The following is a 16,379-nucleotide window of genomic DNA, read 5'->3' as shown; positions in this document are numbered from 1 at the left end:
GCAATGACCAGCGTATTGTCCACCCCGACCGACATCCCCGACATCGAGTTCGCGTCGCGCGATCGCATCGAGTCCTTGCAGCTCGAGCGGCTTCGGTGGTCATTGCAGCACGCGTACGACAACGTCGCGCACTACAAGAAGGCCTTCGACGATGCGGGAGTTCATCCGACCGATCTGAAGGACCTGTCGGATCTTGCGAAGTTTCCGTTCACCGCGAAGAACGACCTTCGTGAGAACTACCCGTTCGGGATGTTCGCGGTTCCCCAGGACAAGGTCTCGCGAATCCACGCGTCATCGGGAACAACCGGCAAAGCCACGGTGGTCGGCTACACCGCAAACGACATCAGCAACTGGGCCGACCTCATCGCCCGTAGCTTGCGTGCGGGTGGCGTCAAGCCGTCGGACAAGGTTCACGTCGCGTACGGTTATGGCCTGTTCACCGGAGGTCTCGGCGCCCATTACGGCGCAGAGCGGCTGGGCTGCACAGTCATTCCGATGTCGGGCGGAATGACCGATCGTCAGATCCAGCTCATCGAGGACTTCGAACCCGACGCGATCATGGTCACGCCGTCGTACATGCTCACGATCGTCGACGCAATGATCAAGAAGGGCATCGACCCGGCCAAGACATCCCTGAAGACCGGCGTCTTCGGCGCCGAGCCGTGGACCGAGGAGATGCGCAAGGAGATCGAGAAGACCCTCGACATGGACGCCGTCGACATCTACGGCCTGTCGGAGGTCATGGGACCGGGTGTTGCGATGGAATGTGTCGAAACCAAGGACGGACTCCATATTTGGGAGGATCATTTCTACCCGGAGGTCATCGACCCGGTGACCGGCGAAGTCCTGCCCGACGGCGAGGAGGGTGAGTTGGTGTTCACGTCGCTGTCCAAGGAAGCGATGCCGATCATCCGCTACCGCACCCGCGACCTGACGCGCCTGCTGCCGGGCACCGCCCGCACCATGCGCCGGATGCAGAAGGTCACCGGCCGCACCGACGACATGATCATCCTGCGCGGGGTGAACCTGTTCCCGACGCAGATCGAGGAGCTCATCCTGACGGTTCCCGCGCTGGCGCCGCAGTTCCAGTGCGTGTTGGAGCGTGCAGGTCGCATGGACTCGCTGACCGTTCTCGTCGAGTCACGTCCGGGTGCCACCGCGGAAGATCACGGCACTGCGGGTGCAACCCTCCGTAAGCTCGTGAAGGACAGAATCGGTGTCAGCGTCCAGGTAGACGTGGTTGCGCCGGCGGCTCTGGAGCGTTCGATCGGTAAAGCTCGTCGTCTGATCGACAACCGGCCCAGCTAGAGGTGGAGTGAGTGCAGTTCGACAGGTGGCGTGAGGAGGTGTCGGCGGCGTTCGTGCCGCTCGACGCCTCCTCTTCCGCGTCCGAGGGCTGCTTCGACGGCGGGTTGCACTCCGGCTCGATGGGTGCCCTGCACATCAGCGAGGTGTCCGGGCGGTGCGTCGACGTCCGCAGAACGCCCGCAGTGATCCGACGCAGCGATCCAGGCCTGGTCAAGGTCGGTGTCCAACTGCGCGGCCGAGGGGTCGTGGTCCAACGCGATCGTGAAGCGGTGCTGGAACCGGGCGATTTCGCGGTGTACGACACCAGCGAGCCCTACGCCCTGCACTTCGCGGACGACTTCGCCATGTTCGTGCTGATGTTTCCGCGCGAGTCGCTCAAGATCAGGCCCAACGATCTCGCGCACGTCTCGGCGCTGAGGATCAAGGGTAACGACGGCGTCGGGTCACTCGTCTCACCGTTCCTCGCGGGGTTGCGAAAGGGCCTGTCCGACGGCTTCTCCCCGTCGTCACGGATGTTCGAGGATGCGGTCCTCGACCTCGTCAGTGCGGCACTGGACGAACGAGCTCCGCACGAGAACACCTCCCCGGGCGCCGCGATTCTCGCCGGCGCACAGTCCTTCGTCGAGAGCAACCTGCACGACCCGGGGTTGAACACTGCGATGGTGGCCTCGTCGCAGCACATTTCTCCGCGCTACCTGCAGAAGCTGTTCGAATCGGACGGCGGAGTCGCAGCATGGATCAGGTCTCGCCGGCTGGAGTGTTGTCGACGAGACCTGGAGGATCCGAGATTGTCCGGCGACAGCATCGGGACCATCTGTGCACGGTACGGTCTGGTGGACTCGGCTCATTTTTCGAGAGTGTTCAAAGAGGCCTACGGAATGTCACCACGGCAGGCGCGCCTCGCCAGTCTGTGAGTGGAAATGCGCCCTGTAGGACGCATTTCCACTCACTGCGGGTCACAGGACGATCGTGACGACCTTTTCCTCGGTGTTGGCTTCGATACCGGCCCAACCCAGCTCACGGCCGGTGCCACTGCTCTTCATGCCGCCCCAGGGGAGCGCGGGATCGATTGCAGCCCAACCGTTCACCCACACTGCGCCGGAGCGAACCTGCGCCGCCAGCGAATGCGCGCGCGAGACGTCGCGAGTCCAGATCGACGCCGCCAGACCGTAATCCGTCGCATTGGCAATGCTGATGGCCTCCTCGGGGGTGTCGAACGGAATCACCGTTCCGACGGGACCGAAGATTTCCTCCTGGGCGATCTTCATGTCATTGTTCGCGTCCGCGAAAATCGTCGGCTCGACGAAGAATCCGTCACGCTCCGGACTCCCACCACCGGCGGCAACCCTGGCCCCACCGTCGCGGCCGGCCTGGATGTATCCCATCACCGAGTCGCGTTGCTTGGCGTTGACGAGCGCGCCCATCGTGGTGGCGGGGTCGAACGGGTCTCCGAGCACCTGCGCCGACGCCGCGGCAGACAGACCGTCGACCACCTGGGAGTACAGCGAACGATGCACCAGCACTCGGGTTCCCGCCGCACAGACCTGGCCCTGGTTGAAGAACAGACCCATCGCGGTGCCGTTGATGGCAGCGTCGAGGTCGGCGTCCTCGAGAATGATCTGCGGCGACTTTCCGCCGAGCTCGAGAGTGGTGCGCTTGAACGTGTCCGCGGCCTTCTTGGCGATGATCCGGCCTACGCGCGGGCTTCCGGTGAAGCTGATCTTGTCGACGCCGGGATGTCCGACGAGCGCGTCGCCGGTCACCTCGCCCAGGCCTGGAACGACATTCACGACGCCCGCAGGCACTCCTGCCTCGTCGATCAGTCGCGCCAGGTGCAGGATCGAGAGCGGTGCGTCCTCCGGTGGCTTCACGACCAGCGTGTTGCCGGCCGCCAACGCAGGAGCCAACTTCCAGGCCGCGATCATCAGTGGGGTGTTCCACGGGATGATCGCACCGATCACTCCGACGGGCTCACGCACGGTGTAGGAATGCGTCGGCTGTCCGAAGTAGCCGGCCGTCGGGATCGTGGTGCCCTGGATCTTGTCGGCCCAGCCCGCGAAGTGACGGAATGTGGCTGCCGCGTTGGGGATGTCCAGCATCGCGGGCTGTCCGACGGGCTTGCCGACGTCGTGGGCTTCGAGCCGGGCGAGCAGGTCACCGTCGCGCTCGATCAAGTCGGCGATCTTGTTCAGCAGCTTTCCGCGAACCACGCCCGGGGTCGAGCCCCATTCTCCGCCGAGCTGTGCGCGGGCAGCTCGTACCGCGGCGTCGACGTCCTGAGCCGTTGCGGAGGCAATGTCGACGAGCAGCTGACCCGTAGTGGGATTCAGGTCCGCGAAGGTTCCACCGTCGGACGCGTCGTGCCAGTTGCCGGCAACGAACAGCTGCGTGGCGGTGTTGTCGGGAAGAGTCGTGAGTACTGCAGTCATGTGTCGAGCCTTCCTAGTACAGGATGAGTCCGCGGACGTTTTCGGCGTTGCGCATGGCCTCGTACCCGTCGTTGACCTGGTCGAGTGTGTAGGTGCGTGTGATCATCTCGTCGAGCTTGAGCTGGCCCTCCATGTACAGGCGCAGCAAGTGCGGGATGTCGAAGCGGATGTTCGCGTTACCGAACCATGCGCCCTTGAGCGTCTTGCGCATGGCCGTCAAGTCGAACAGGCTGAGCGAGGTCTCGGTCTGGGTTACGTCTCCGACCGAGACGTTCACGCAGGTTCCACCCTTGGCCACGAGGCTCATGGCAGGTGCGATGATCGCGCCGCTCGCCACGTCGATGGTGATGAGTACCTTGTCCGCGAGCGCTCCCCAGGTCAGGTCGTTCACGAGAGGCAGCGCCTCGTCGATGCTGGCTGCGGTATGCGTGGCACCGAAGATCTTGGCCTGTTCACGCTTGAACGGTGACGGGTCGACCACGACCACGTGGCGTGCGCCCGCCAAAGCTGCACCCTGAACAGCGCCACAGCCGACGCCACCCATACCCAGGATCACGACGGTCTCGCCCGCGGAGACTCCCGCGGCGTAGACAGCGGAACCCCAGCCGGTGGTGACGCCGCAGCCGACGAGCGCGGCCTTGTCGAGTGGGATGTCGTTGGTGATCTTGACGCACGACGCTTCGTTGACCACGGTCTGCGGCGCGAACGTGCCGAGGAGGCACTGGATGCCTGCGTCCTGGCCGCGCACATGATGACGGGCCGTGCCGTCGCTGACCTGGTAGCCCTCGAGCAGGTGAGCGCCGAGGTCGCAGATGCTGGACTGGCCGTTCGCGCAGGCCCTGCATCGACCACAGGCGGGGATGAAGCCGAGTGCGACGTGGTCTCCTACCTCGACCGAGGTGACGCCCGGTCCGATTTCGGTGACGATCCCTGCGCCCTCGTGTCCGCCGATGAACGGAAGCAGTCCGACGGGCACGCTGCCGTCACGCACGTGTTCGTCCGAGTGGCACAGCCCCGATGCCGCCAACTCGACCTTCACTTCGCCGTATTTCGGAGCATCGAGAACCAGGTCCTCGATCTTCCAGTCCTGACCGGCTTCCCAGAGAACTGCTGCTTGCAATGTCATTGCTGACCTTCTTTCCGAGTGTGTCCTAGGTCATAGCTTCGTCTCGGACACCCCGGAAAGACTTGTCGCTCCGCGCACAGATGTTGTCGTTATGCGCACTCGGTTATGCATCGGGCGGAGCTGTCCAACTCAGCCGAATTGTTTCCCCGGATCCACCCCGACGATTACCGCCCTGTTTCGGCGCGGACCACTGCAACGCAGAGTCAAATTTCTCGACATTCTCGGGCCATCCGAGACCCTGTCCGCAGGCAAAACTAGGGCACTCCCAATGAAAGGCCCACCATGACGCACCATCAGTTCCGCGCCGCAGCCGTTCAGGCAGCACCTGTTTTCCTCGATCTGGACGCCTCCATCGACAAGGCCATCGGACTCATCGAGGACGCCGCGCGCGCAGGCGCGGAGCTCGTCGCTTTCCCCGAGACCTACCTGCCCGGCTACCCCTGGTACATCTGGCTCGACGCCCCCGCCTGGGGCTTCCAGTTCACGCAGCGCTACTTCGACAATTCGCTCGAGTACGGAACACCGCAGGCAGACCGAATTGCGCAGGCCGCCAAGGACAACCACATCATGGTCGTGATGGGCCTCAGCGAACGCTACAAGGCCAGCCTCTACATCGCGCAATGGATCATCGACGCCGAGGGCAAGACCGTCGCGATGCGTCGCAAGCTCAAGCCGACCCACGTCGAGCGGACCGTCTACGGCGAGGGCGACGGCTCCGACCTCTCGGTATACGACACCGATCTAGGACGCGTCGGCGCACTGTGCTGCTGGGAGCACCTGCAGCCACTGTCGAAGTACGCGATGTACGCGCAGAACGAGCAGGTCCACGTCGGCGCCTGGCCCAGCTTCTCGTTGTACACCGGCGCCGCGTACGCCCTCGGACCGGAGGTCAACACCGCGGCGAGCCGCATCTACGCCGTCGAAGGTGGTTGTTTCGTCATCAGCCCGTGCGCGACGGTCTCCTCCGAGATGATCGAGATCATGTGCACCGACGACGCCAAACGCGCAATGCTCACCGCAGGCGGAGGACACGCCAGGATCTTCGCGCCCGACGGCCAGCTGATGCACGAACCTCTCGCACACGACGAAGAGGGACTCGTCTTCGCCGACATCGACACCAGCCTCATCTCGATCGCCAAGGCAGCGGCCGATCCGGCCGGACATTACTCCCGGCCGGACGTTACTCGACTGTGGCTCAACAAGACTCCCGGTGATCGAGTCGTCTCCGGCGCTCAGCAGAGCACCGCCACCCGCTACGACGTCGTCGCAAATGCCGAAGACGCCACCGCTGAAGTTCGCCTGGAAATCGTCGAGCAACTCGCTCGTGACGAGGCCCCGGCACATGTCTGATCTGGAATCCGCAATACCGGAGCATTTGGCCAGAGAACGCACCTGCCCCCGCCGGACACCCGAGTCCTACCAACCGCCGTTCCCGTCGTACGTCGCTCGATTCCCGGTCTCGACGACGCGAGTGGTCATGGCGTACTTCGGTATACAAGGCATGCCAGATGACAGCCCATGGGGAGTCGACGGGCCGCCGCGCAGCGATCGTGCACGGTACGTCGACGAGGAGGGCATCGACACGACGGTGTTCATCGGCTATTGGGACGACACCCTGGCCTTCGACCGGTGGTATCTGTCGACGGGCATCACGTGGACCGAGGCGCCAGGACGGTTCGTCGAGGTCATCCGTCCGACAGTCGACCGCTACGAGACACTGTTCTCGTCGACCAGCCGCTTGGAAGGTGTTGCTACGCTCACTGATTCCCTCAGCGGGCAGATCGAGGAACATGCATACTGGGGCGGCGTTCGCGATCGAATTCCCCGATCGCAGCACGATGCTCTGAAACCGTCCGGTATGCCGGACATCGTCCGCGACGGCAACAAGGTTCGGATCGTTCCGCACGACAACATCTGCCTCATCAGGTCCGGACAGGACTGGGCGGACACCGCGGGCACCGAACGTGAAATGTACCTGCGGGACGTCGAACCGGTCCTGCGGGCCGGAATGGACTTCCTGCGCGACGACGGCCTGAGCATCGGATGCTTCGCCAACCGGTACATGACCGTCGTCGACGAGCACGGATACGATCTCGACAAGTCGTTCGGCATGAGTTGGTGGCGCTCGTTGGCCGAGTTGGAGGCCTGGGCGGAGTCCCATCCGACGCACGTCGCCATCTTCGGCGCGGCACTGAAGTACTTGTCCACGATGGGGCCGGCCGCGCAGCTACGGCTCTACCACGAGGTCACGGTCGCGTCCGCCGACGAGCAGTTCTTCGAATACGTCGGCTGCCATGATCGCACCGGTCTCCTGCGTACGGCGTCGGCGCGATCTACGCTGGGATGAGACTGGAGGTACCCCACATGGCTGACGCTCTGCGCACGGATTCCGTCGACCAGGCAGACAGCATCGATTTCTGGACGGCGGCGGTGAGTCGCACCTACGTCGACCTGGACTGCACTGTGCCCCGGGATGCGTCGGCGATATCCGGGAAGATCGAGTCGACGGATCTGGCGACGCTCGGTCTGTCCAGAGTGGCGGCGACGGCTCAGAACGTGCTGCGTACCCCAGCCGGTATCTCCCGCACGAGCGCCGACTACTTCCTGGTGAGCGTGCAGACGTCGGGAACGGGGATCATCGCGCAGGACGATCGGACGGCGATTCTCGAACCCGGCGACTTCGCCCTCTACGACAGCACCCGGCCCTACAGCCTGCACTTCGACGACCCGTTCGCGCAGTACGTCCTCATGCTTCCCGGGGCCACGCTGCGCACCCTCGTGCGGGACACCAACGAGCTGACCGCGAGAGCGGTGTCCGGTCGTCACGGTGCCGGCAAACTTCTGGTCAGCATGATCTCCTCGATCATGGACGATGTCGACATGAGCGCGGCCTCCGCCGAGGCCGTCTCGCAGAGTGTCGAGTACATCCTCGTCGCCGGTCTCGTCGGGCTCACCGGTGTCGAGAAGCCCGCGCCGTACGCGGCATCGCAACGTCTCGACGAGATCAAGCGTGCGATGACGGCCGGTCTGCGTGATCCCGACCTGACGGTGGCCAAAGTAGCTGCCGCACTGCATCTGTCGCTCAGCACAGTGCACCGCGCCTTCGCCGGTGAGCCGTGCACCGCAAGCGAATGGATCTGGATGCAGCGACTCGACGGCGTCAAGCGTGCGTTGTGCGAACCTCAGAACGCTCACACGACCATCGGTGCTCTCGCAGCGTCGTGGGGATTCACCGATCCAGCCCACTTCTCCCGTGCGTTCCGCAGCCGATTCGGCTGCACACCAAGGGAATTCCGCGAGCGCTCTATGCCGGAGCGATAGGACGACCGGGCAAGGTGCTCGAGTAGACGACACTGGTGGTGATGCTGCCGAGGGTGGCCAGACGCCCGATCGATGACCTGACCGCGCCGATGCGATGCATTCGGTAGAGGAATCCTCCATGTCGTAGGCGCCTGATCCGTGGTTGTATCGGGAGCGACCCGAAGGAGTGCCCATGCCCACCGTCGTCACCAACGACAATGTGACCCTGAGCTATATCGACGAGGGCGTCGGGCCCGTGATCGTTCTGATCGCAGGTTTCTGCGCTCCTGCGACGACGTGGGTGATGCAGCAGGACGCACTGGTGAAAGCCGGTTATCGAGTTCTTGCTCTGGACCGCCGAGGGCATGGAGATTCGGAGACTCCCGAGCACGGTGCCACGATGGCCAGGCACGGTCAGGACGTCGAGAATGTCCTCGCGTCGCTGGGCGTCGACGATGCTGTGCTGTGTGGTGGCTCCATGGGCGCCAGCACCATCTGGTCGTACGTCTCGCAGTTCGGGACCGGCCGCGTGAAGGCCGTCGTGTCGGTGGATCAGACCCCGAAGATGATCAACGATGCCGAATGGTCCAACGGTTTCTACGGATTGACCGACTCCAACAAGGACACGTTCTTCGCCGACGGGGTACCGGACACGGGCAAGGGCCTGCCGAAGTGGAAGTCCGCGTTGCCGATCCTGAAGCTCGTCGCGAAGCTCCGCGCGATGCCGAAGATGGTCTCACCCGATACGCCACCGATGAAAGCGCTTCTGCACGATCACGCAGTCGCGGACTGGCGCGAGGTCGTTGCCACAGTCGACGTTCCGGTGCTGATGGTTGCCGGCAGGGAGAGCCAGTTCTGGCCGTGTACGCACGCAGCGGACGCCGTTGCCGACAATCCGCTCGGACGCTCCGTGGTGCTCGAGAACTGCGGTCACGCGTCCAACATGGACCTCCCACAGGACTTCAACGCTGCGCTGCTGGACTTTCTCGGTTCACTTCCCCAATAGATCCGCGCTTCGTCGGAGTCGCATCAGCACTTGCAGGTCCAGTGCCTTGTCCGGGTCACGCCACTCGACGCCGATGAGCCGGTCTATGGCGTCGAGCCGTTGGTAGAGCGTGTTGACGTGCACTCCAAGACTTGCGGCGGTGGCCGAATGGTGACGCCCGTGTGCGAGGTACACGGACAGCGATTCGAGCAACGGAACGCCCCGCTTGCTCTGCTCGGCCATCAGCGGACCCAGTTGCTCCTCGGTGAGCTCGTCGAGATGCTCGCGAGCCATGTGGCTCAGAAGAATTCGATAGATGCCGAGCCCGCGCGCCGACGACACCTCACCGTCCCGCCCGAGAGTGATCAACACATCGACGGTCTGCTGGGCCTCGCGGTAGGCAGCCGCTAGCGCGACCGCTCCGCGTGCCGGCTCCGAGATTCCCACCGTCGCGCCCGTCGTGAACATCGGCCGCACCACCGCCGATTCCTGCGCGGGCACCGCGACCAGCACCCTCGAACCATGTTCTGCCACAACCGTACCCACCGGGAATTCCGATCTGCCGATCTCGGCACGGGACACCGGACCCTGTGCGACGGCGATGCAGTACGAGGCACCCGGGGACAGGCCGGCAAGGCGAAGTTGCCGTCGCTCTTCGTCGGTGGACGCTGCCGGATGAGAGAGCAGATCGACGAGAAACGCATCCTGCGCCCGTCGGGCAGCTTCCGCCGCCGCGCGCTCCTCGGCGAGCGACAACGCGATGGCGGGCACCGCGCGGTCCAGGAGGAGCCGCGTCTGCTGATCGTCCGGACCCACCGAGATCAGGACCCCGAGAAACTCGCCCGCAGCGGCGACACGGTGGGCAACGACGACGTCGTCGGCGACGATGTCGGCGCCGTCGCGGCATTGTCCGAACAGAATCTCGACTGGAACGACCCGTTCTTCCAGAGATTCCGGAACAGATGAGGCGTCGGTGAGAAAGAACGCCGGCCGACCGGAGAGCGTTGCCACCTCCCGAACGAGACGACCCACCCCACCCCCGCGCAGCACCACCTGAGTCAGCATCCTGTCCCACTGCAGAGTCTGTTCGAGTTCGGCGGTCCGTGCCGACAGCTCGGCGTTCACCGCTTCGAGCCGTTCGATGGCACGGACGTTCTCGATGGCAAGCGCAGCGTGCGCGGCGAGAGCAGACAGCAACGCGATCTCACTGTCCGCGAAGTCACGCTCCTGACGCTTGCAGGCGAACAGCGCTCCGATCACCCGATCCCCTACCTTCAGCGGAACCCCGAGCAGCCCTCGCATGTTCTCCGACCGTGCCGCACTGTCCGCACCGGTGATGTGTCGGAAGGCGGGCTCGCTCTGATAGTCGGGCGTCCACGACGGCGCCGCTCCGCGCACGATGACGCCCACCAGCCCTTCGTCCTGAGCCAACCGGATCCCGATCAGATTCGGCGTCAGTGCACCGCTGGTGACTTCGATGACGAATTCGTCGTCGTACACCGAGCCCATGTAGGCGAGATCGACTCCCAACAGGCGGCGTACCTGGTCGACGACCTCCTGAAGCAGGACACGGTCGTCACGTGCCGTGGTCAACCGCACCGCGATGTCGTTCAGAGCAGCCAGTTCGGTGCTGCGCTGACGCCGCTGGTCCAGCAGCGCGCGCAACCGCAGGGCGGCGTGCGCGTCGGGACCGGGAAAGGCAAGGCGATGCGCTTCGAGCTCGTCGATCGATGCGTCGTCGAGCAGCAAATCCATCCATGATCTATCCGACTCCATGGATGGAACCTACATTGGTAGAGATCCAGCTCACAGATAAACTCGGGGCATGACGCTCGTCGAACAACTGTTGGATTCTCTCCCCGCGGACCGCATCGTCGTCGATCCGGACGTCGTCGCGTCCTACCAACACGACGAGGCCGAGTGGGCTCCGTACTCCGTGCCGGTAGCGGTTGTCCGGCCGCGGACCGCAGAGGAAGTCCAGGCCGTCGTACGAGCCTGTCTGACACACGGCGCCCCCGTCGTCACCCGCGGCGCGGGCACCGGACTGTCCGGCGGCGCCAACGCCACCGAGGGGTGCGTCGTCCTCGCCCTCGACGGAATGGACGCCGTCAAGGAGATAGATCCGCTCGAACGGTATGCCGTCGTCGAGCCTGGCGTCGTCAACGACCACCTGAGGGCAGCCTGCGCAGAACAAGGCCTCTGGTACCCACCGGACCCCGCCAGCTCACCCTGGTCGACCATCGGCGGCAACGTCGCCACCAATGCCGGCGGCCTGTGCTGCGTCAAGTACGGCGTCACCCGGGACTACGTCATGGGCATGCAGGTGGTCACCGGAACCGGTGAGCTGGTCCGGCTCGGTCGGAAGACCGCGAAAGGTGTTGCGGGATACGATCTCGCAGGCCTCATGGTCGGCTCGGAGGGAACCCTCGGGATCATCACCGAGGTCACCGTCAAACTCAGACCGCTGCAGGATCCGCAGCGCACGGTCGCGGGATACTTCGACTCGATCGTCGACGCCGGGCGAGCCGTGGCCGCGGTTGCCGCAGCGGGACTCACTCCGTCCGCGTTGGAACTGATCGACAGACAATGCCTCATCGCCGTCGATGCCTGGAAGAACATGGGGCTCTCGGTCGAAGCGAACGTCGTGTTGCTCGGGCGGATCGACGATCCAGGACTCGTGGGAGACCAAGAGGCAGAGAAGATGCTGTCCTGCTTCGACGAGGCGGGCGCAACCTGGTCGGCGGTGTCCACCGATCAGGAAGAAGCCGACGCGCTGTTCGCGGCCAGGAGGTTGGCCTACCCCGCGATGGAGCGCCTCGGACCGGTACTCACCGAGGACGTGTGTGTCCCGAAGAGACATGTGCCGGAGATGCTCTCACGGATCGAGCAGATCGGCCTGCGGCACGAGACCACGATCGCCAATATCGCCCACGCAGGCGACGGTAACCTGCACCCACTGCTCATCACACCGCACGACGACCTCCCCGCGCGCGAACGCGCACAGGCAGCGTTCGCCGAGATCATCGACGCGGCACTGGAACTCGGCGGCACCGTCACCGGTGAACACGGCGTCGGGTTGCTCAAGATGGACGGGCTGGTTCAGGAACTCGACCCGATCGTCCTCGACATGCACCGCTCGGTGAAGAACGCCCTCGACCCACACGGCATCTTGAATCCGGGCAAGGTTTTCACCGGGTAGGCGACTGCCTGAACCACGGTGGAAGCTGGAACGCACTGTCCGCCTGCGGGTCCGGACTGAGGATTCGGTGCTTGCCGTCCTGGATCTGATACACCAGATGCGCCTGGGCCAACGAGGCATCCGCCGACGCCAACGGGTACGCGACGGCAGCCTGCCCTTTGCCGCCGAGGTAGTACGAGCCGTTGACACCGCGGTGCACGAGACTGCGTATCTCGTGCGAGACCTTTCCGTAGTCCCGCGGAGATGCCGACCGAGACCACGCGTCGGCGAGAATCATCGTGCGGTCATAGGAAATTCCGGCGTGCGACCGTCCGGGGAACACTCCGTAGGCGCGCTTGTAACGCTCGGCGAAGCCTTTGCTCACCGGATCCGAGTACGTTCCGGTCACCGTCGCCCACAGGATCCCGTTGGCACGCTCGCCCAACTGCTCTCGAAACTCCGGGATCGACGGCGCGTAGAGGCTGTAGATCAACGTATCCGGCATGTTGTCCAGGAGTGCTCGGATGGTCGCGACGGTGCCGTCGACGAAGTAGTGGCCGATCAACAGTGCTGCAGGAGCGAGAGACCGCACACGGCTGGCGGCGTCGACCCAGTCCTGCGTGCTGGGACCGACCCGGACGATGTCGAGCGACCACCCCTGTTCCTGAGCCAGGTCGGCAGCTCGATCGAGTCCCAAGTTGGACACCTTCCATGCTCCGAGCAACACCACCAACCGCTTGGACGACGGGTTCCACTGTCCCCGCCTCTTCAGGCCTGCAAGAAATTCCACGAACCCGGGGCCGTAGTTGGTGTCACTCGGGCAGACCTGGAAGATCCGCCCGTACCGCGACGGGTCGTGCTCGACACGTTGGACCATCGCGTCGAGCGTCGCAGCGTGCAGATAGGGTGCCCCGTAATCGGCTGCGACTTCGTGCGCCACTTCCTGCCACGCGAAATAACCCGAGGTAATGGCGTCGACGCCTTTGCCTGCCAATTCGAGCATGCCCTTCTCGATGCTCGACTCCGACACGATGTCCACGTCCGCGGTGGCCAGTTCGACACGTCGACCGCAGACACCACCACGGGCGTTGATCTCCGCGAGTGCCAGTTCGGTGCCGCGCACCATTTCCTCGCCGTCGGCACGTGCGATTCCGGTGATCGGAACAGCCGAGCCGATCACGAGTGGCTGCAAACGGATACGTCGCGATGCAGGGACCAGCCTTCTGCCCGGCACCGCGGCGGATGCCCGGACGAGAGCGAGATGCTCGAAACCGTCGGTCCCGCCAGGCACGGGCAACCGCGTCATGCCCTCGTCCAATGCCTTGGTCGCGGCCGCGGTTCGACTCTTGACCCCGAGCTTCGCGAGAACTCGGTCGACGTGAGTGGTGACCGTCCTCGGACTGAGCCACAGTCGGTCGGCGATGTCCTGGTTCGTCAGGCCACCGGCCAGGAGGGTGACGACGTCGACCTCCCGTGCGGTGAGCCCCCACACGAGTTCTGCGTCCTCGCGTATCGACACCTCGGCGCGTGCCTCCGCACCGGCATCGACGAGGGAGATGCACACGGCGAGCAGCTGCTTCTTCGGCGACATCCACCGAAAGCGCGCCTCGAGGAGGTCGTCACGCATGACTCCGACGGCGATGGCCGCGACGTCACCGGGAATCGTCGACAGCGGTCCCGGCTCGGTCACCCAGGAATGTTCGACGGTGCCGTCGGGACGAACCAGATAGCTCGCCGCGACAGTGGTGTCCGCATGATGATGTAGCTTCACTGGCGAAGAGCCTTTCCGACCTAGAACTCGAGCTTCCCCGCCCTGGTCAGGACACTAATCCGGAAACCGGCGTCAGTTGTGTCGAACGAGTTAAATCCGTTCGACCAGCAGTGTGATCTTCCGCGGCGAGCGCGAGATTTTCCTTGATCGCCACTCCGCTGTAGCGACGGCTGTGCATCTGGGCGGCCAAGTCGAGGATCCGAGCGACCGAATCGACCGGGCCCACCCCACGTGCATGGATGTTCGCGACGAGGTTGCGGTCGGCGTCGGTGTTGCCCGGCCCCGGTCGCCACGCCATGTACGCAGACAGACTGTCCGCCGCACGCAGCCCTGGTCGCTCACCGATGAGGAGAACCACCACGCCCGAGCCGAGCGTGGCGCCGATATCGTTCATGATCCCGACCCGGCAGTTCTCGACGGTGATCACCCTCCCGACCGTCCATCCTCGCGCACTCGCACCGTCCAGCAGACCGGGCAGAACGAGTGGGACCTGGCGGGCGACGGCAGTCCCGGAAAGACCGTCACCCAGAACGATCTGGATGTCGGCGTCTTTCGTTCCTCGATGCCGCAGTTCGGACCGTGACTCGGTGTCGAGTACGCGTCCGAGATCGGGACGCACCAGGTATCGCTCGCGGGATCCGGCCGCACTGACGAGGTGGATGGGATCTCGACCTGCCAGCACCCGCTCGAGTTCCCCGGAGCGGTAGTCGACCGCGGAATGGACCGCGTCGCGGGCACTGGCGTGGTCGGCTCGAAGCTGCAACAACAGCGAGGTCGGGTACGACGTACCGGCCCGTCCCACTCGGATTCGCGCAGGAGTCGCGGTTTCCAGGGCGCGCCGAGCCGCCGCCCCACCGTTCTCGACGAGGTCGTCCATCACGCGCCGATCGCTGGAAGGCTGCGCGCACCGACTGCCGCCCACCACTGCTCCGGTAGCTCGAGGATCCCCTGCGCCGGGTCCCAGCCACGTTGCTCGGACAGCCACGACGCGAACTCCGGAGCGGGGCCGCTCCCGAGCAGCTTCCGGACGCTCGCGACGTCGTGGTAGCTGGTCGACTGATAGTTGAGCATCACGTCGTCCCCTGCCGGGACGCCCATCACGAACGTGCACCCGGCCAGGCCCAGCAGGGCCAGGAGGTTGTCGTTGTCGTTCTGGTCGGAGTCGACGTGGTTGGTGTAGCAGACATCGCACCCCATCGGGAGACCCATGAGCTTGCCGACGAAGTGATCCTCCAGTCCGGCTCGGGTGATCTGACGCGAGTTGGCCAGATACTCGGGGCCGATGAATCCCACCACGGAGTTCACCAGGAACGGGTCGTAGAGTCGCGCGACGGACTGCGCCCGGGCTTCCAACGTCAGTTGGTCGACGCCGTGGTGTGCGTCGGCGGACAGCGCGCTGCCCTGTCCGGTCTCGAAGTACATGAACTGCTCGCCGACGAACTCGTGTGCGCGACGCCGATGGGATTCCGCCACGGCGTCGCGCCCTTCGGCCAACATGTCGAGCGAGATCCCGAAGCTCCGATTCGCTGCCTCGCTGCCCGCTACCGATTGGAACAGCAGATCGACGGGGGCGCCGCGTTCCAGCGCTGCGAGTTGGGTCGTGATGTGCGACAACACACAGGACTGGGTCGGTGCTCCGGTCAGTTCGATCAGGTCGTGAATCGCGTGCAGTACCCGGCCGACGGTATCGGGCGACTCGGTCGCCGGGTTCACACCGATGACGGCGTCGCCGCAGCCGTACATCAGACCGTCCAGCGCCGACAACATGATTCCAGTGACGTCGTCGGTCGGATGATTCGGTTGAATTCGACACCCGAAGACGCCGCGTTCACCCTGCGTGTTGCGGCACTTGGTCACCACCTGCAGCCTCGATGCTGCGACGATCAAATCGAGGTCACTCATCAGTTTTGCTGTTGCTGCGGCGATTTCAGGACCGATCGCCGACGCCAGTCCGCCGTTCCATTCCGTCGGAAAACTTTCGGACAGAACGACCTCACGAAACTCGCCCACGGTCAACGCCGAGATGGAACGGAAGCCCACTTCGTCGTGCGCGGCGTGGACGGCGTCGGTGATCGCGTCCTCGATGACGGGCTCACCATGGATCCTCGCCAGGGTCTCCTCGGACAATGCGATCTTGGCTGCTATCCGTTCGCTGTCGGATCGAGCCGCGATGCCGGCAAGCTCGTCACCGGATTTGATCTCGTTCGCTTTCGCCAACACCTCTTTCAGCGAATCGAATCGAAATCGCTCCCCGCCCACCAGAGCCTTGTACATGGAACTCC

Annotated in this window: 13 protein-coding genes; 7 read left to right on the top strand and 6 right to left on the bottom strand. The window is 64.5% G+C overall.

What is annotated here, in order from left to right:
* The first annotated feature begins 3 nt into the window (after nt 1–3).
* Nucleotides 4–1,308: a phenylacetate--CoA ligase PaaK gene (gene paaK, locus CH293_RS12535; RefSeq protein ID WP_094720407.1), complete on the top strand. Its 1,305-nt coding sequence runs from the start codon at nt 4–6 to the stop codon at nt 1,306–1,308.
* Between the two features lie 11 nt (nt 1,309–1,319).
* Entirely contained in the window at nt 1,320–2,222 is a 903-nt protein-coding gene (locus tag CH293_RS12530; protein ID WP_094720406.1) for a helix-turn-helix domain-containing protein, read from the top strand.
* Nucleotides 2,223–2,264: 42 nt separating this feature from the next.
* On the opposite strand, the gene styD is transcribed toward CH293_RS12530, so the two are convergent.
* Together styD and CH293_RS12520 are read right to left on the bottom strand one after the other, a co-directional pair.
* On the bottom strand, nt 2,265–3,737 hold the full coding sequence (styD, locus tag CH293_RS12525; RefSeq protein ID WP_037108002.1) for a phenylacetaldehyde dehydrogenase StyD: 1,473 nt from the start codon (nt 3,735–3,737) through the stop codon (nt 2,265–2,267).
* A gap of 13 nt (nt 3,738–3,750) precedes the next feature.
* On the bottom strand, nt 3,751–4,863 hold the full coding sequence (locus CH293_RS12520) for an NDMA-dependent alcohol dehydrogenase (protein WP_037108000.1): 1,113 nt from the start codon (nt 4,861–4,863) through the stop codon (nt 3,751–3,753).
* A 282-nt stretch (nt 4,864–5,145) separates the two neighbouring features.
* Between CH293_RS12520 and CH293_RS12515 the strand changes: the two genes are divergently transcribed.
* The 4 genes from CH293_RS12515 to CH293_RS12500 all read left to right on the top strand — a co-directional run bounded on the left by CH293_RS12515 (nt 5,146) and on the right by CH293_RS12500 (nt 9,169).
* Nucleotides 5,146–6,213 carry a carbon-nitrogen hydrolase family protein gene (locus CH293_RS12515; protein WP_094720405.1) on the top strand — a complete coding sequence of 356 codons (1,068 nt, stop codon included), beginning with the start codon at nt 5,146–5,148 and terminating at the stop codon, nt 6,211–6,213.
* Nucleotides 6,206–7,210: a phenylacetaldoxime dehydratase family protein gene (locus CH293_RS12510; protein ID WP_094720404.1), complete on the top strand. Its 1,005-nt coding sequence runs from the start codon at nt 6,206–6,208 to the stop codon at nt 7,208–7,210. Before CH293_RS12515 ends, CH293_RS12510 begins: the two co-directional genes overlap by 8 nt.
* A 17-nt stretch (nt 7,211–7,227) precedes the next feature.
* On the top strand, nt 7,228–8,184 hold the full coding sequence (locus CH293_RS12505) for a helix-turn-helix domain-containing protein (RefSeq protein WP_037108712.1): 957 nt from the start codon (nt 7,228–7,230) through the stop codon (nt 8,182–8,184).
* A gap of 172 nt (nt 8,185–8,356) precedes the next feature.
* Nucleotides 8,357–9,169 (top strand): alpha/beta fold hydrolase, encoded by an 813-nt coding sequence (locus tag CH293_RS12500; protein WP_094720403.1) that lies wholly within the window; start codon nt 8,357–8,359, stop codon nt 9,167–9,169.
* On the opposite strand, the gene CH293_RS12495 is transcribed toward CH293_RS12500, so the two are convergent.
* Complete coding sequence (locus CH293_RS12495; RefSeq protein WP_094720402.1) at nt 9,155–10,903, bottom strand: helix-turn-helix domain-containing protein; 1,749 nt, start codon at nt 10,901–10,903, stop codon at nt 9,155–9,157. The genes CH293_RS12500 and CH293_RS12495 overlap by 15 nt on opposite strands.
* A 70-nt stretch (nt 10,904–10,973) precedes the next feature.
* Here CH293_RS12495 and CH293_RS12490 point away from each other — a divergent pair, with 70 nt between their 5' ends.
* Nucleotides 10,974–12,347, top strand: coding sequence for an FAD-binding oxidoreductase (locus CH293_RS12490; protein ID WP_037143124.1), 1,374 nt, complete (start codon nt 10,974–10,976; stop codon nt 12,345–12,347).
* On the opposite strand, the gene CH293_RS12485 is transcribed toward CH293_RS12490, so the two are convergent.
* Genes CH293_RS12485 through eutB form a run of 3 tightly spaced genes read right to left on the bottom strand, consistent with a single transcriptional unit; the run spans nt 12,337 to nt 16,371 of the window.
* Complete coding sequence (locus CH293_RS12485) at nt 12,337–14,097, bottom strand: ABC transporter substrate-binding protein (RefSeq protein ID WP_037143122.1); 1,761 nt, start codon at nt 14,095–14,097, stop codon at nt 12,337–12,339. The genes CH293_RS12490 and CH293_RS12485 overlap by 11 nt on opposite strands.
* A gap of 46 nt (nt 14,098–14,143) precedes the next feature.
* The gene (gene eutC, locus CH293_RS12480) at nt 14,144–14,974 is read right to left on the bottom strand and encodes an ethanolamine ammonia-lyase subunit EutC (RefSeq protein ID WP_094720401.1); all 831 of its coding nucleotides are present in this window, start codon (nt 14,972–14,974) and stop codon (nt 14,144–14,146) included.
* Nucleotides 14,974–16,371: an ethanolamine ammonia-lyase subunit EutB gene (gene eutB, locus CH293_RS12475; RefSeq protein WP_037143119.1), complete on the bottom strand. Its 1,398-nt coding sequence runs from the start codon at nt 16,369–16,371 to the stop codon at nt 14,974–14,976. The genes eutC and eutB overlap by 1 nt, the downstream gene beginning before the upstream one ends.
* Between the last annotated feature and the right edge of the window lie 8 nt (nt 16,372–16,379).

Origin of the sequence: Rhodococcus sp. 14-2470-1b (assembly GCF_002259415.1) — a bacterium.
Taxonomy (GTDB): Bacteria; Actinomycetota; Actinomycetes; order Mycobacteriales; family Mycobacteriaceae; genus Rhodococcoides.
This window is presented reverse-complemented; position numbering and strand designations above follow the sequence as displayed.

Excerpts from the sequence above, each read along its gene's own strand:
- CH293_RS12495 (WP_094720402.1), bottom strand. The coding sequence starts at position 10,903 with ATGGATTTGCTGCTCGACGACGCATCGATCGACGAGCTCGAAGCGCAT.
- CH293_RS12515 (WP_094720405.1), top strand. The coding sequence starts at position 5,146 with ATGACGCACCATCAGTTCCGCGCCGCAGCCGTTCAGGCAGCACCTGTT.
- eutC (WP_094720401.1), bottom strand. The coding sequence starts at position 14,974 with ATGGACGACCTCGTCGAGAACGGTGGGGCGGCGGCTCGGCGCGCCCTG.
- CH293_RS12510 (WP_094720404.1), top strand. The coding sequence starts at position 6,206 with ATGTCTGATCTGGAATCCGCAATACCGGAGCATTTGGCCAGAGAACGC.
- CH293_RS12505 (WP_037108712.1), top strand. The coding sequence starts at position 7,228 with ATGGCTGACGCTCTGCGCACGGATTCCGTCGACCAGGCAGACAGCATC.
- paaK (WP_094720407.1), top strand. The coding sequence starts at position 4 with ATGACCAGCGTATTGTCCACCCCGACCGACATCCCCGACATCGAGTTC.
- styD (WP_037108002.1), bottom strand. The coding sequence starts at position 3,737 with ATGACTGCAGTACTCACGACTCTTCCCGACAACACCGCCACGCAGCTG.
- CH293_RS12490 (WP_037143124.1), top strand. The coding sequence starts at position 10,974 with ATGACGCTCGTCGAACAACTGTTGGATTCTCTCCCCGCGGACCGCATC.
- eutB (WP_037143119.1), bottom strand. The coding sequence starts at position 16,371 with ATGTACAAGGCTCTGGTGGGCGGGGAGCGATTTCGATTCGATTCGCTG.
- CH293_RS12500 (WP_094720403.1), top strand. The coding sequence starts at position 8,357 with ATGCCCACCGTCGTCACCAACGACAATGTGACCCTGAGCTATATCGAC.
- CH293_RS12520 (WP_037108000.1), bottom strand. The coding sequence starts at position 4,863 with ATGACATTGCAAGCAGCAGTTCTCTGGGAAGCCGGTCAGGACTGGAAG.